Here is a 14,350-nt window from a genome sequence, read left to right as displayed (position 1 = left end):
GTCGCGAGTTCGGCTCAGACGGCGCCCGCGACCTTTCACGATGCCGTGGGCGATCGCCAGACCCAGGCCGGACCCGCCGGCCCAGCACGACGGCACCGCCCAGCGAGACGACGGTCGCGCTGATCGAGATCGCGATGGCCATCAGCGCCGGGCCGTGGGTGGGCGCCGGTCTCGCTGTCGCCGCCGTCGACGCGTTCGGTCGCAGCGCCGACGACGACTCCCGCACGCGTCGGACCGTCGCCGCGCTCGCTCTGGTGGGGCGCGCGATGTGCGTCGCCGCGACGATCTCGCAGATGAGCCGCGCCGAGGTGGAGCGCATCTGGCTGCCCTTCGTCCCCTGGCTGCTGCTCGGCGTCGCGCTGCTGTCCGAGCGCTGGCGGCGAGCCGGCCTCATCGTTCAGGTCGCGTTCGCAGTCATCGTGCAGACGTTCCTGTACACGCGGTGGTAGCTCGAGGGCGCAGGGCGGCTGAGTCGTCCCGCCGAGATCGCACGAATCACCGCGCGCGTCGGGGCACGGCGGTGAAACGCGCGATCTCGACGTGTCGCGGGCGGGGAGGCGGGCCATCCGCAGCCGGTATCGTCGGCGTTCTAGCCCCCGAGCGCAGAGGAGCGACCGCGTGAGCGACTACCAAGTGACCCAGATCGGAGCACTCGACCAATGGCGCGGCCACTTCGGCGGGTTCGTCGAGTCGCGGTCGCGCGACGGGCGCCGCGTCGTCGATCACGAGCTCACGATGCAGTACATCGGGCTCACCGCGAACGCGCTCGTCCCGGGTGAAGAGGCGGGGTACTGGCACAAGCACGATCGCATCGAGGAGCTCTACGTGTTCCTCGAAGGCCTCGGGCAGATGGGCCTCGACGACGTCGTCGTCGACGTGGAGCCGGGCTCGGTCGTGCGCGTCGGGCAGGGGGTGTGGCGCACGTGGCGGGCGCGGCCCGACAGCCCGGGCGAGCTGCGGTGGCTGTGCATCCGCGCCGGCGGCGAGGAGCTGCCGCACCTGCCGAACGACAGCTCGCGCGATCCCGAGCGCCCGATGCCCTGGGTCAACTGAATCGCCGCCGGAGCGAGATCGCACGACTCAGTCGTCGTCGCCGCCACCACCGCGACCGCGGCCGGGACCGGAGTTGTCCTCGTCCTCGGGCGGCGGACCGCCGGGTCCGCCCGGGCCATCGTCGTCCGCGGGCGGCGGCGGGGCGGGGCGACGCAGGTACTCGGCGGGAGGCGCCGGGAAGCCGCCGCCGGGGTAGAGCTGGTTCGCGACGGCCTGGATGTCGCGCGCGAGCGGCAGCCGGATCGTGGAGAGCTGGCGTCCGTTGTGCCACGCGCGGAAGACGTCGCCGAACCCGACGGCGTTTCCGACCCACACCCCCGTGGTCACGCGCGTGCTCGACTCGACGAGCCACGTCTGGATCTGCTCGTGCGTGCCCGTCTTGCCGATCATGGGCGTGCCGTCGTTCGGGTTGCCGCCGGATCCGGTGCCGCCGGGGCGCACCACACCCTGCAGCGCGAAGGCGGTGGCGGCGGCGACCTCCGGGCTGATGGCCTGTGAGCACCGGTTGCCGGGGACGGGGATGTTCTGGCCGTCGGCGTCCACCACCCGCTCGATCGAGCGGGGGATGCAGTAGACGCCGTTGTTCGCGACCGTCGCATAGGCGGCGGCCAGCGCGACGGGCGCGATGTTCTCGGTGCCGATGATCGCCGCCGCGCCCTTGAGGTCGATGGGATCGCCCGTGCCGCGGGTCACGCCCATGCGCGCCGCGACGGTCTCGATGTCGCACAGGTCGAGCTGCTCCGCCATGCCGAGGTAGCCGCTGTTGAGCGACTGCGCCGTGAACTGCATCGGAGTCCCCGTGTAGCCGCGGACGCCGCCGAAGTTGCGGACGACGTGGTTCTCGAGGTTGACCCACGTGCCGTCGCAGCGGTCCTGCAGGCGTCGGATCGCGCGCACGTTGCCGTTCACGCTCTGGAACAGCGACTTCCCCTTCTCGAGCCAGTCGACGAGGGTGAAGAGCTTGAACGTCGACCCGGTGGGGAACCCGTCCGACGCACCGTGGACAGCGTCCCCGGCATAGACGAGGGAGGTGAACGCGGGGTCGGAGGCGGCGACGTCGCGGTCCTCGGTGAACCGGTTGTTCTGGCTGATCGCGAGGATCCGTCCGGTGCTCACCTCGATGCTGACGGATGCCGCACCGAAGTTCATGCCCGGGAGCGTCACGGGCGCGTACCGCCACATCGCATCCTGCGACGCGCCCTGCAGCCGCAGGTCGATCGTCGTGTAGATGCTCAGGCCGTCGCGGGTGAGCGACTGCTGACGATCCTCAGCCGTCTCGCCGAATGCCGCCGCGTAGTCCGGGTCGTAGCGGATGGTGTTCACGACGTACTGGCAGAAGAACGGCGCGGACGATGACACGCATCCCGTGCGCGGCGGCTGGATCGCGGGCGTGATCGGCTCGAGCGCGGCGGCGACGTACTGGTCGTACGTGATGCGCCCCTCTTCCCGCATCCGGTCGAGCACATAGAGCTGCCGCCCCTTGGTCGCGCTGTAGGGGTCGCCTGCGGCGAGGTACTGCTCCTGGTTGATCACGCCCCCGGCCAGCAGCGAGTCGAGGCCCGCGAGCGTGCCGCGGCCGACGTCTTCGATCGACCCGTCCGCCGCCTTGTTGAAGCGGGTGCCGTCCTCGCCGAAGATCGACCCCTCGGGGCGGTCGATGCGGTACGTGTTGGGGTTCTGCACGATGCCCGCCAGCGCCGCGGCCTGGCCGAGCGTGAGCTTCGCCGCGGACGTGCTGAAGTAGTAGCGCGCGGCGGCCTCGATGCCGTACGTCCGTCCACCGAAGTTCGCGATGTTCAGGTAGCCGAGAAGGATGTCGGTCTTGGAATACTCGCGTTCGACCTGGATCGCATAGCGGATCTCCTGGAGCTTGCGGTGGTATCCGTCGATGCCGCTCGCCTCGGTCGCGTCGAGCCAGCAGTTCAGCAGGACTTCTTCGCGCGGGATGACCTTGTCGGTCCCGTCCTCGTTCTTGACGGGCTCACCGTTCTCATCGAGGACGGGCTCGGACTTCGCGTCGCGCTCGCAGCGCTGGACGAGCACGTTCTTGACGTACTGCTGGCTGATCGAGGAGCCGCCCTGGATCTGGCTGCCTTGCGCGTTGCGGATGAACGCCCGCGTCGTGCCGATGATGTCGACCCCGCCGTGCTGGTAGAAACGCGGATCCTCCGACGCCAGGATGGCGTCGTACACCACGGGCGCGACCTGGTTGAACTCGACCGGAACGCGGTTCTGGTCGTAGAACTTCGTCAGCTCGACGTCCTTGCCGGTGTCGGGATCGCGGGCGTAGATCGTCGTCGGCAGCATCAGCCGATCGATCTCGAGGTAGCTCGGCAGGCCGTCGAAGAGCGTCGCCGCCGAGTTCGCGGCATGTCCGGCGATGGCGATCGCGGGTGCGAGGGGAGCGACGACCAGCAACCCCGCGATGACACTCAGAACCGCGAGCCCGGCGAGACCGCCGAGCACCCCGGCGATCGTGCGCCTGTAGGGCGGAAGCCCCACCTGCGGAGAAACCTCTTTGATCGGCTTCACGACGGCATCCAATGTGCGGTTGGTGACAGCATCTCAGACCCCTCCCGTTTGTGCGACGGGTTGTTATCGGACCGAGAATATGGTTCGCGAGATTGCACGAATCACAACCGTCGCAGCCTCAAGCCTGCAACTCACGCAATCCCGGCGCTCCGCGAGGGTGAGGAGCGGCGCGCTACGCGACGAGATGCTCCTCTACGAACGCATGCACGCGCTCCGCGGTGGCACTCCTCGGCTCCTCGTCGGTGCGGATCAGCAGCGTCGGCAGGTCGAGCTTCGAGAGCAGCTCGAGCTCGAGCTCGCGGCGCATCCGCATGAACTCGACGTAGCCGTCGAAGCCTTCCAGCCCTCGTCGCAGGCCGTAGCCCTGCTGCGTGTGGTACGGGATCACGAGGTCGAGCCACCAGTCAGGACGCTCGGATGCCACGGCCCGCAGCACCGGCTCGGGATCGCCCGCGTCCAGGTAGACCAGCATCGGATTGTGACCGCGGATCGCTGCGGCCAGGCCCTGCACGTGCGCCGTGAGGGCGTCGACCGGCTGGTCGAACCGGGCGATGAAGGCGCACACGGGGTTCTGGATGAAGACGCACTCCCAGACCTCTATGCCGGGTTGCGGCATCCGCGAACCGTATCGCCGCCAGCTCTCGGACAGCACCCGTGCGTGCAGCTGCGGCGAGACGTCGCCGTCGTACGCGTCCCGCCCGCGGATCGTCTCGGCGAGCGCGGGCGGCAGGTCGAGCTTGTCGGTGTGGCGGATGAGCCACATGCCGGGATAGTGCTCGGCTCGCGCGTCCAGCCGATGCCACGACTGCGGGTCCTCGTCGCGGATGCGGGTGTACTCGCCGTCGGACAGGAGCGAGACGTGCTCGAAATCGACGGGGTGATCGGCGCGCCCCTCGGGCCAGTGATGGGCGGTGGCGCCGTTCGCGGTGAGCCACTTCGCCAGGTCGTCGGCGGTGGTGGACTTGCCCGAACCGGGTAGGCCCTCGACCATCACGACGCCGCGGGCGCGGCCGAGTCCGTTCACCCGTCAAGCGTAGGCGCTCTGCCCCGATCGAGATCGCACGAATGACCACGACCCGAAGATCTCGGCGGTGATCCGTGCGATCTCGACGGGCCCGGACGGACAGGCGTCTCGGCAGGCTCGGGCTAGCGTGGCGAGCGGAGGGCGCCCTGGACCCGCCGGATGTGCGCCCCGAGGTCGCCCGACGCGAGAAGCCCCGAGCCGAGTGGGCCGGAGGAGTCCTCACCGACTGGCGGCAATCGTCCAAGAGCGGATGCCGCTTCCGCACTCATCCGCTCGAGCTGCCATTCGAGCTCGGCGCTCGCGGCGTGTGCGTCCTGTCCATCCTCTGCCGTCAGGGCGACCGCCTTCGCGGCGTAGGCGGCCGCGCCGAGAGCGTGCGCGCCCATGTGCGCCACTCCCGCCGCCTGAGCGGCGGCGCGAGCGGCTGCCGCCCCCGCCGGAGACGTCGCGGAATGGGCGGCCCGACCGGCGACGAACCTGCGGCGGATCTGTTCGGCCGCGCTGAGCTCGCCACGTGAGAAGGCCCGTGCTCGCGCGATCGCGTCGCGAGCACGGTCGTCGTCGGGCGCCTCCGCCTCGAACAGCGGCAGCACGCGCTCGGCGCAGTCCGCTGCCCACGCGGCGACGAGACGGCGATCCTCCTCGCTGAGCGATTGAGGCGACAGGTCCGATGGCACGTGAGCACTCTCGCACATCGCGCCGCCGGCGCCGCCGAGTCGCACGCCGGGAGTAGCCTCGGCACGGTACCCCAGCGAGGAGGCATCCCTGATGCGCACGGTGACGTTCTCGATGACGATGTCGCTCGACGGCTTCATCGTCGATCCCGACGGCGGCATCGACTGGTCGGCGCCCGACGACGAGATCTTCCGCTCCCATATCGAAGAGATCCGCAGCGTCGACGTGCACTTCCTGGGGCGCAAGCTCTACGAGACGATGCTCTATTGGGAGGACCCCGACGCGGCGCAGTCCTTCAGCGAGGACGAGCGGGAGTGGGCGTCGCTGTGGAACCCGCTGCCGAAAGTCGTGTTCTCCCACACCCTCACCGAGGTGCGGGGCAGTGCGCGGCTCGCGACGGGCAGCATCGCCGACGAGATCCAGCGCCTGCGCGCCGAGCCGGGCGACGGCGAGATCGCGATCGGCGGCGCGACGCTCGCCGCCGCGGCGGCCGACGCCGACCTCATCGACGAGTACCGCGTGCGCATCTACCCCGTGCTGCTCGGCGGCGGCATCCCCTTCTTCTCGCGCAACGAGAAGAAGGTCGACCTCGAACTGCTCGAGACGCGCGTCTTCGGCAACGGCGTCGTCTACCTGCGCCATCGCGTGGTCCGCTGACGGCGGCGCGGGGCCGGATGCTCCACACAACCCCTTTCGCGGCATCCGATGCCGACCGTGGTCGAGGGCCGACGGCGCGGTCCTCTCGCCGCCGTCCGCCGCGGATCCGGTCAGCGGATCTCGATGCTCCCGACGTCCGCCGTGCGCCCGCCGACCTCGACGAGCCGGCCGTCGTCGACCACTCGCGTGAACAGCTGGGATCCGTGGCCCTGAGTGATCTCGAGGTCGCGGCCGAGCATTCCCGCGAGGCGGATCGCCGCGGCGCCGGTCGCCTCGTCCTCGGGGATGCCGATCGCGGGCCCGAACATGCGCGCACGGAGGTGGCCCGCCCGCTCGTCGATCCACGCCCACACGTAGTAGATCCCGCCGCCGTACGCGGCCGGGTCGACAGCTTCGACATCCCGCGGCGACTCGAGCTGCTCGAAGTCGAACACCGGCCCCCACTCCGGCGCGGCCGTGACGAAGACGAGATCGCCCTCGGCGCGCACGCGCACCGTTCCCGCAGGCACGACGATCGTGCGGATGTCGTCGCCGCTCCCGCGCAGCCACGCGGCGAGTCCGACGGTCGGATGCCCCGCGAAGGCGAGCTCGCGCGTGGGCGTGAAGATCCGCGCGCGGCACTCGCCGTCGGCGAAGTCGTCGATGAAGATCGTCTCGCTGAATCCGAGGTCGCTCGCGATCTGCTGCTCCTGGCCGCGGGTCGAATCGGATGACCAGATGATCCCGAGCGGATTGCCATGCTGCCCGCGGGAGTCGACGAACACATTCACGACATCGGCGAAGAGGCCCACGCTTGGGGATTCTCGCAGGGCGCGGCGGCGAGTGCGAGTCACTTGACGCGCGGGGTCGCGGATGCCCCGGCCGGCGTCTAGCGCATCTCGCGTCCCGCGTCGACCCCCCTGGCGGCATCCGAAGCGGTTCTTATCGTTGACCTACTTCCGGGAACGGCCCGGATCTGTCAGGAGGGAGCCGACATGGGTCTTGACGACAAGATTCAGAATGCCGCCCAGGACGCCGCCGGCAAGGCGAAGGAAGCTGTCGGAAAGGGCACCGACGACGAGCGCCTCGAGGCTGAGGGTCAGGCCGACCAGACGAAGGCCAACCTGAAGAAGGCCGGCGAGAACGTCAAGGACGCCTTCAAGTAGATCTAGGCACCGAAGCGCCCCCGCCCCGCGGGCGGGGGCGCTTCTCGTCGTCCACCCCCCGCCCGGCCGCCAAGCGCAGTACCGTGAGGCCATGCGTGAGCGCGACCTCGACGTGCACGACGTACTGCAGGTTGCCGAGACGGGCAACCTGCCGGCGGGAGGACGCATCGACGAGCTGCTCGCCGCGGCGCACGCGCGAGCGCTCGGTCACCACGAGGGCGCCGTCGCCGACTACATCCCGATCCTCGCGGGCGTCGATCCCGAGCTCTTCGGTGTGAGCGTCGTCGGCGTCGACGGGGTCGCGCACGACATCGGCGACTCGGGGGTGCGCTTCTCGATCCAATCAATCTCGAAGGCGTTCGTCTACGCGCTGCTGTGCGAAGCGCTCGGACACGAAGAGGTCTTCGACATCGTCGGCGTGAACAACACCGGGTCCGCCTTCAACTCCATCGTCGCGATCGAGCTCAACGAGGGGCATCCGGGCAACCCGATGGTGAACGCGGGCGCGATCGCGACGACCGCTCTCATGCCGGGCGACACCGCAGAGGAGAAGTGGGCCGGCATCGCGTCGGGACTGTCGCGGTTCGCCGGGCGCCGGCTCGAGGTCGACGAAGAGGTGTACCGCTCCGAGTCAGAGACCAACCACCGCAATCGCGCGATCGCGCAGCTGCTCGGGAGCTACGGGCGCATCCGGTTCGATCCGTCCGCGGTCGTCGACGTGTACACGCGGCAGTGCGCGCTGCTCGTCGACGCCCACGACCTCGCGGTCATGGCGGCGACGCTCGCCGACGGCGGCGTCAACCCGGAGACCCGTGAGCGCGTCGTGTCGGCCGAGGTATGCCGCGACACGCTCGCGGTGCTCGCTTCGAGCGGACTGTACGAGCGCTCCGGCGAGTGGCTGTTCGAGATCGGGCTGCCCGGCAAGTCCGGCGTCGCGGGCGGGCTGGTCACCGTCGCGCCGGGCAAGGTCGGGATCGGCGCCTTCGCACCGCGGCTCGACGAAGCCGGCAACAGTGTGCGCGGGCAGATCGCGACGGCGTACCTGTCGCGCGCGCTCGGGCTCAACATCTTCGCGTCGGCCGCCCGCCCGGCCCCGCCGCAGCCCGAGACGACAGCCGCCTCGGCGCATCCGACAGGAGCACGCGCGTGACCGCAGACCCGGCCTCGACCGAGACCGCCCGCCGCTCATGGATGCCGATGGCAGGGCTCTTCCTCGCGCAGATGCTCATGTCGTACAACGTGGCCGCGCTGCCGGTGTCGCTCGGCGGGATCGTCGAGACGCTCGGCGTGCCTCCGACGGTCGTGAGCACCGCCATCGTCACGTACGGCATCTTCGTCGCCGCGCTGGTCATGGTCGGGGCCAAGATCGGCCAGCGCGTCGGCTGGGTGATCATGTTCCGCACCGTGGTCGCCGTGTTCGGGGCATCCGCGGTGATGATGATCCTCGCGCCGTCCGCGATCTGGATCATCGTCGCGCAGGCGCTGGCCGGGGCATCCGCCGCCATCATCGTGCCGTCGCTCGTCGCGCTCATCGCCGAGAACTATCGCGGGCGCCAGCAGGAGACCGCGATCGGGTCGCTCGGATCCGCACGCGCCCTCGCCGGAGTGACGGCGTTCCTGCTCGGCGGAACTCTCGCGACGCTTGTCGGATGGCGCCCCGTCTTCATCGTGGTGCTCGTGTTCGCGGTCGCGGCCTTCGCGCTGAGCTTCACGCTGCTCGACGTGCCGGGAAACCGCGACGTCACGATCGACTACGTCGGCGCCGTGCTCATCGGCCTCGGCATCGTGTCGCTCACGGTCGGCGTCAACAACCTCAACACGTGGGGTCTGTTCGCCGCCCGCCTCGACGCCCCGTTCGACATCCTCGGGCTCTCACCCGCGCCCGTGCTGATGGTGGTCGGGATCGTGCTGGTCCCGCTGTTCTTCTTCTGGACCCGGCGGTCCGCCGCGAAGGGCCGCGTGCAGCTGGTGAGTCTCTCGATCTTCGGATCGACGCAGGAGCGCGCCGCGATCTACGCGATGTTCATCGTGGTGGCGCTGGAGGCGGCGCTGAACTTCTCGATCCCGCTCTACATCCAGATCGTGCAGGGCAGGACGCCGTTCGACACGTCGCTGGCGATGCTGCCGTTCAACCTGACGGTCTTCTTCACAGCCATCATCGTCGTGCGGTTCTACCGGCGCTTCACCCCGCGCGCGATCGGCATGTTCTCGTTCGGGCTGACCACGGTCGCGCTCGTGTGGCTCGCGCTCGTCGTGACGAACAACTGGGAGACACTGCCCACGATCCTCGGGCTCTTCGTCTTCGGCGTCGGTCAGGGCGCGCTCGTGACGCTCGTGTTCAACGTGCTCGTCACCGCGTCGCCGAAGGAGCTCGCCGGCGACGTCGGCTCGGTGCGCGGCACGACGCAGAACCTCGCGTCGGCGGTCGGCACCGCGGTTGCCGGCGCCCTGCTCGTCGGGCTTCTGAGCGTCAACGTCTTCTCGGCCGTCGCCGCGCACCCCGAGCTCCCGGACGAGCTCGTCTCACAGGTCGACCTCGACCGCACGAACTTCGTGAGCAACGACCGCCTGCGCGAGATCCTCGAAGAGACGGATGCGTCACCGAGCCAGGTGGAGGCGGCCGTCGAGGCGAACGAGTCCGCGCGCCTCGGGGCGCTCAAGGTCGGTCTGCTCATCCTCGCCGGCGTCAGCGCGATCGCGATCGTGCCCGCGAGCCGCCTGCCGGGGTTCAAGCCCGGAGACATCCCCGAATCGGTCGCGACCGGCGAGGCGGCGCTCGCCGAGGCATCCGACGTCACTGATCTCGACGGCCGCTGACGAGCTCGTCGTCGCTCTCGCGCTCCGACCCGCCCTCCGTCTCGCGCAGACGCCGGCCGTCCGCGATCTCCTCCTCGCGCTTCTTCTGGCGCTTCTCGCTGACACGCGTGTCGCGCGGCGGGAGCTGGATCGCCTCCTCGGCCTCGATGCCGGCCTGCAGCTGCCGACCGCGCTCGACCTCGGCGTCGAGCTCCGCGCCGAACAGCAGGGCGAGGTTCGAGATCCACACCCACAGCAGGAAGACGATGACACCGCCGATGACGCCGTAGGTCGCCTGGTAGCTCGAGAAGTTGAGCACGTAGAAGCCGAAGCCGACGGATGCCGCGGCCCACGTCACGAGCGCGACGAGCGCGCCGAGGCTCATCCAGCGGAACTTCGGCTGCTTCACGTTCGGAGTGGCGTAGTAGAGGATCGCGACGATCGCGACGGCGAGGAACGCCACGATGATCCACTTCGCGACGTCCCAGACCGCGACGGCGACGTCGCTCAGACCGAGCGCGGAGCCGACCTGCTCGGCGACCGGTCCCGAGAGGGCGACGAGCGCGGCGGCGATGACGGCGGCGACGATGCCGATGACCGTGATGCCGAGCATCGCGGGCCGGAGCTTCCAGAAGGGGCGGCCCTCGTCGATCTCGTACACGCGGTTCATCGCGCGCGAGAATGCGGTGACATAGCCGGAGGCGGACCACAGCGCGCCCACGATTCCGACGACGAAGGCGAGACCGGCCGAGGGCGACCGCGCGAGGTTCGAGAGCGGCTCCTCGATGATCGCGAGGGAGTCGGGCGGCAGCATCCCGGCGAGGAAGTCGAGCATCGCCTGAACCGTCGTCTCGGGATCCGAGAACAGGCCGATGATCGAGACGATCGCGAGCAGCGCCGGGAACACCGCCAGCACGGCGTAGTACGTGAGCGCGGCCGCGAGATCGGTCGCCTGGTCGTCGAGGAACTCACGGTACGTCTTCTTGAGGATGTAGCCCCACGAGCGCTTCTTCACGTCGGTGGGGCTGTCTGGCTTGCGGGGATCCTCCGGATGCGGCGCGCGCTCCTGCTTGCGGTCGGCGGGCTCCTCGTGTCGCGGCTCGCTCATCGCGCCGCCCCCGTTCGAGGCCGGTTCTCGGTCATGGTGGATCCTCCGTGTGCGGGAACAGGCACGATAGGACGAGGCGTGCGATCGTGCGCAGGGGCTTGACAGCCCGGCGCCTCCCCACTCGGCTTCCCGGCCACGGGCGGCGGCGGGCGTGGCGCCGGGTCCAGCTGCGAACGAAGGAAGCGAGACGGAATGAAGGCGACGTTCATGTACGGCCCGGGAGATGTGCGGGTCGAGACGGTCCCAGACCCCGTCCTCCGCGAGCCGACCGACGCGATCGTGCGGACGGTGCTCGCGTGCGTGTGCGGGTCGGACCTGCATCCGTATCACTCTCTGCCGCCCCGCACCTCCGGACGGCCGATGGGCCACGAGATGATCGGGGTCGTCGAAGAGGTCGGCGCCGACGTGCGCACGCTGTCTCCGGGCGACTTCGTCATCGCGACCTTCGCGTACCAGGACAACACGTGCGTCTTCTGCCGCGAGGGGTTCCAGACGTCGTGCGTGCACGGCGGCTTCTACGGCTCCCCGGACGTCGGCGGGCTGCAGGCCGAGCTCGCGCGCATCCCGCTCGCCGACGGCAGTCTGGTGAAGGTTCCGGATGCGGACCCCGCCGCCCTCGAGGAGCGCACGCTGGCCTCGCTGCTGACACTCTCCGACGTCTACCTCACCGGGTATCACGCGGCGCACATGGGCCGCGTCGCGCCTGGACGGACCGTGACCGTGGTCGGCGACGGCGCCGTGGGCCTCTCGGCCGTGCTCGCGTCGAGGCAGCTCGGCGCGGAGCGCGTCATCCTCATGGGCCGCCACAAGGACCGCACGGATCTCGGCGTCGAGTTCGGCGCGACAGAAGTCGTGGCCGAGCGCGGCGACGACGGAATCGCGCGCGTGATGGAGCTCACGGGCGGCGAGGGCTCGCACGTCGTGATCGAGGCGGTCGGGCTCATGCCCGCCCTCGAGCAGTCGATGGGGATCGTGCGCCCGGGCGGGATCATCAGCCGGGTCGGTGTGCCGCAGTACGACCAGGCGCCCGTCGGGCGGGCGCTCTTCTACAAGAACGCGACGCTCACCGGCGGGCCGGCTCCCGTGCGCGCCTACATCGAGGAGGCGCTCCCGCACGTGCTCGCCGGATCGATCGACCCGGGCCGGGTGTTCGACCGCACGCTGGGGCTCGACGAGATCGCGCGCGCCTACGCCGAGATGGACGCACGCGAGGCCCTCAAGGTGCTCATCGCCCCTTAGTGTCCTTGGTATGACCACTCCGTTCGCCGAGCTGACCGAGATGCCGGACCCGGTCTACGTCATGGTGGGCGACGGCTATCGCATCGCGACCTACTCGTGGGGCGACGACAGCGCCCCGACGGTCGTCGTGGTGCACGGCTTCGCATCGAACACGCGCGACAACTGGGTCAGCACCGGGTGGGTCCGCGACCTCCGGCGCACCGGGTATCGCGTGCTCGCACTCGACCAACGAGGACACGGCAGCAGCGACAAGCCGCACGAGCCCCACCAGTACGACCTGCGCCTGCTCGCGAGCGATGTCGAGGCCGTGCTCGACACATACCTCGTCGACACTGCGAGCTACGTCGGGTACTCGCTCGGCGCGCGCGTCGGGTGGGAGGTCACCCAGGACTTCGCCGGACGCATCGAACGTGCGGTGCTGGGCGGCGTGCCCGACGGCATCCCGCTCGCACGCCTCGACATCCCGCAGGCGCGGTCGTACATCGAAGACGGAACACCGGTGACGGATGCCTCGACCCAGAACTACATCCGCCTGACCGAGCGCGTCCGCGGCAACGACCTGCGCGCGCTCCTCGCGATCGCGGAGGGCATGCGCATGTCGGGCACCGTCGACCCCGACCCGTCGCGCGCGCCTGCGCAGCCGATCCTCTTCGCGACCGGCTCGCTCGACGCGATCATCGAGGGATCGCGCGCGCTCGCGGCGGCGTGCCCGCAGGGGAGGTTCGTCGAGATCCCCGGCCGGCACCACTTCAACGCCCCCGGTTCGCGCGCCTTCCGCGAGGCGGCGATCGAGTTCCTCGGCGAGACGTGACGGCGGCGAATCCGTAGTCTCGGCGTATGCCTGTCACGACGCGCCGCCTGCAGGACCTGACGATCGAGGACCACACGATCACCGTTCCCCTGGTGTGGGGCGACCCGGACGACGGGCGCACGATCGACGTGCACGCCGCGGTCGTCGCGCGCGACGGCGGCGAGAGCCTGCCGTATCTCGTGTTCCTCCAGGGCGGTCCCGGCCACGAGTCGCCGCGGGCGTTCCACTCGCCGTCCGCGCCGAACTGGCTCGACGCCGCGCTCGAGCAGTACCGCGTCGTGCTGCTCGACCAGCGTGGCACCGGCCGCTCGACTCCGGTCGGCGACGCCGACCTCGAGCGCGGCACGGATGAGCTCGTCGAGCGCATCACGCACCTGCGCGCCGACGCGATCGTGCGGGACTGCGAGGCGATGCGCGAGCACCTCGCCGCCACGACGTGGAGCGTGCTCGGCCAATCGCTCGGCGGATTCACCACGCTCGCGTACCTGTCGACGGACGCCTCGTCGCTCCAGGACGTCTACATCACCGGCGGGCTGAGCGCGCTCGGGCGCCACCCCGACGAGATCTACTCCGCGACGTACGACAAGATGCGCACGGAGTCCGAGCGGTACTACCGCCGGTTCCCGGAGCACCGCGACGCGATGCGTCGACTCGCCGATCTCGCGGATGCCGGTGGCATCCGTCTCCCGTCCGGTGAGGTCCTGTCGGTGTCGCGCCTGCGCTCGGTCGGCATGCTGCTCGGCACGAACGACGGGTGGCAGTCGCTGTGGACGCTGCTCGAGCACGACCCCGGCACGAACGCGTTCCGGTACGACCTCGCCGCCGCGCTGCCGTTCAGCGCGCGCAACCCGCTGTACTACGTGTTCCACGAGTCGAGCTACGCCGACGGGTTCGCGACGCAGTGGTCGGCGGAGCGCACCGAGCCCGACGACTTCCGCGACGACCCGACCCTCCTCACGGGGGAGCACGTGCGGCGCGAGTGGCTCGACACGGTGCCCGGCCTGCAGCCGTGGCGCGACGTGACGCTCGCGCTCGCGGAAGTCGAGTGGCCTCGCCTCTACGACGCGGGCGCGATCGCGGCATCCGGCGCGCGCGGTGCGACCTCGATCTACGTCAACGACGCGTTCGTGCCGTTCGAGTTCGCGATCGAGACGTCCGGCCTGATCCCGGGGGTCCTCCCGTGGATCACGAGCGAGCACGAGCACAACGGCCTCCGCGCGGGGGACGTGCTCGAGCGGCTCATCGAGCTCGCCCACGGGCGCCGCGTGCGCTGACGCGTTCTCGATCCGGCCGATTCTAAAGAAGTATTG

At 70.1% G+C, this 14,350-nt stretch carries 14 protein-coding genes; 9 read left to right on the top strand and 5 right to left on the bottom strand.

The genetic code is table 11. The annotated features are described in order from the left end of the window. Positions 1-134: 134 nt before the first annotated feature. Entirely contained in the window at positions 135-449 is a 315-nt protein-coding gene (locus BJ991_RS02570) for a hypothetical protein (RefSeq protein WP_179487186.1), read from the top strand. A gap of 169 nt (positions 450-618) precedes the next feature. Next, a complete protein-coding gene (locus BJ991_RS02565; RefSeq protein ID WP_179487185.1) occupies positions 619-1,053 on the top strand; it encodes a cupin domain-containing protein in 435 nt (144 codons plus the stop codon). Between the two features lie 27 nt (positions 1,054-1,080). Here the strand turns inward: BJ991_RS02565 and BJ991_RS02560 are convergent, their stop codons facing one another. The 3 genes from BJ991_RS02560 to BJ991_RS02550 form a co-directional block, all read right to left on the bottom strand. Beyond that, positions 1,081-3,585, bottom strand: coding sequence for a transglycosylase domain-containing protein (locus BJ991_RS02560; RefSeq protein ID WP_343048622.1), 2,505 nt, complete (start codon positions 3,583-3,585; stop codon positions 1,081-1,083). Between the two features lie 172 nt (positions 3,586-3,757). After that, positions 3,758-4,609, bottom strand: coding sequence for a P-loop NTPase family protein (locus tag BJ991_RS02555; protein WP_179487184.1), 852 nt, complete (start codon positions 4,607-4,609; stop codon positions 3,758-3,760). Between the two features lie 122 nt (positions 4,610-4,731). Next, positions 4,732-5,424: a putative immunity protein gene (locus tag BJ991_RS02550; protein ID WP_343048621.1), complete on the bottom strand. Its 693-nt coding sequence runs from the start codon at positions 5,422-5,424 to the stop codon at positions 4,732-4,734. Here BJ991_RS02550 and BJ991_RS02545 point away from each other — a divergent pair. Continuing rightward, complete coding sequence (locus BJ991_RS02545; RefSeq protein WP_179487183.1) at positions 5,378-5,941, top strand: dihydrofolate reductase family protein; 564 nt, start codon at positions 5,378-5,380, stop codon at positions 5,939-5,941. The two genes, BJ991_RS02550 and BJ991_RS02545, sit on opposite strands and share 47 nt — an antisense overlap. A 110-nt stretch (positions 5,942-6,051) precedes the next feature. On the opposite strand, the gene BJ991_RS02540 is transcribed toward BJ991_RS02545, so the two are convergent. Then, entirely contained in the window at positions 6,052-6,732 is a 681-nt protein-coding gene (locus tag BJ991_RS02540; RefSeq protein WP_179487182.1) for a PhzF family phenazine biosynthesis protein, read from the bottom strand. Between the two features lie 183 nt (positions 6,733-6,915). Here BJ991_RS02540 and BJ991_RS02535 point away from each other — a divergent pair, with 183 nt between their 5' ends. From BJ991_RS02535 to BJ991_RS02525, 3 genes are all read left to right on the top strand, one after another. Then, positions 6,916-7,086: a CsbD family protein gene (locus tag BJ991_RS02535; RefSeq protein ID WP_179487181.1), complete on the top strand. Its 171-nt coding sequence runs from the start codon at positions 6,916-6,918 to the stop codon at positions 7,084-7,086. Between the two features lie 91 nt (positions 7,087-7,177). Continuing rightward, the gene (gene glsA, locus BJ991_RS02530; RefSeq protein WP_179487180.1) at positions 7,178-8,236 is read left to right on the top strand and encodes a glutaminase A; all 1,059 of its coding nucleotides are present in this window, start codon (positions 7,178-7,180) and stop codon (positions 8,234-8,236) included. Further along, complete coding sequence (locus tag BJ991_RS02525; protein ID WP_343048620.1) at positions 8,233-9,903, top strand: MFS transporter; 1,671 nt, start codon at positions 8,233-8,235, stop codon at positions 9,901-9,903. Before glsA ends, BJ991_RS02525 begins: the two co-directional genes overlap by 4 nt. Here the strand turns inward: BJ991_RS02525 and BJ991_RS02520 are convergent. After that, on the bottom strand, positions 9,881-10,990 hold the full coding sequence (locus BJ991_RS02520; protein ID WP_179487178.1) for a YihY/virulence factor BrkB family protein: 1,110 nt from the start codon (positions 10,988-10,990) through the stop codon (positions 9,881-9,883). The two genes, BJ991_RS02525 and BJ991_RS02520, sit on opposite strands and share 23 nt — an antisense overlap. 192 nt (positions 10,991-11,182) lie before the next feature. Between BJ991_RS02520 and BJ991_RS02515 the strand changes: the two genes are divergently transcribed. Genes BJ991_RS02515 through BJ991_RS02505 form a run of 3 tightly spaced genes read left to right on the top strand, consistent with a single transcriptional unit; the run spans position 11,183 to position 14,314 of the window. Then, positions 11,183-12,229: a zinc-binding dehydrogenase gene (locus tag BJ991_RS02515; RefSeq protein WP_218852841.1), complete on the top strand. Its 1,047-nt coding sequence runs from the start codon at positions 11,183-11,185 to the stop codon at positions 12,227-12,229. Between the two features lie 10 nt (positions 12,230-12,239). After that, positions 12,240-13,040, top strand: a complete 801-nt coding sequence (locus BJ991_RS02510; RefSeq protein WP_179487176.1) for an alpha/beta fold hydrolase — start codon at positions 12,240-12,242, stop codon at positions 13,038-13,040. Between the two features lie 26 nt (positions 13,041-13,066). Beyond that, positions 13,067-14,314 carry an alpha/beta hydrolase gene (locus BJ991_RS02505; protein ID WP_179487174.1) on the top strand — a complete coding sequence of 416 codons (1,248 nt, stop codon included), beginning with the start codon at positions 13,067-13,069 and terminating at the stop codon, positions 14,312-14,314. Positions 14,315-14,350 lie beyond the last annotated feature (36 nt).

The organism is Microbacterium immunditiarum (assembly GCF_013409785.1).
Classification (GTDB): domain Bacteria; phylum Actinomycetota; class Actinomycetes; order Actinomycetales; family Microbacteriaceae; genus Microbacterium; species Microbacterium immunditiarum.
This window is presented reverse-complemented; position numbering and strand designations above follow the sequence as displayed.

What these genes read in the sequence shown, in the direction of transcription:
- BJ991_RS02535 (WP_179487181.1), top strand. Translation starts at nt 6,916, where the DNA reads ATGGGTCTTGACGACAAGATTCAGAATGCCGCCCAGGACGCCGCCGGC.
- BJ991_RS02520 (WP_179487178.1), bottom strand. Translation starts at nt 10,990, where the DNA reads ATGAGCGAGCCGCGACACGAGGAGCCCGCCGACCGCAAGCAGGAGCGC.
- BJ991_RS02515 (WP_218852841.1), top strand. Translation starts at nt 11,183, where the DNA reads ATGAAGGCGACGTTCATGTACGGCCCGGGAGATGTGCGGGTCGAGACG.
- BJ991_RS02570 (WP_179487186.1), top strand. Translation starts at nt 135, where the DNA reads ATGGCCATCAGCGCCGGGCCGTGGGTGGGCGCCGGTCTCGCTGTCGCC.
- BJ991_RS02510 (WP_179487176.1), top strand. Translation starts at nt 12,240, where the DNA reads ATGACCACTCCGTTCGCCGAGCTGACCGAGATGCCGGACCCGGTCTAC.
- glsA (WP_179487180.1), top strand. Translation starts at nt 7,178, where the DNA reads ATGCGTGAGCGCGACCTCGACGTGCACGACGTACTGCAGGTTGCCGAG.
- BJ991_RS02505 (WP_179487174.1), top strand. Translation starts at nt 13,067, where the DNA reads ATGCCTGTCACGACGCGCCGCCTGCAGGACCTGACGATCGAGGACCAC.
- BJ991_RS02550 (WP_343048621.1), bottom strand. Translation starts at nt 5,424, where the DNA reads ATGAAGCCGTCGAGCGACATCGTCATCGAGAACGTCACCGTGCGCATC.
- BJ991_RS02545 (WP_179487183.1), top strand. Translation starts at nt 5,378, where the DNA reads ATGCGCACGGTGACGTTCTCGATGACGATGTCGCTCGACGGCTTCATC.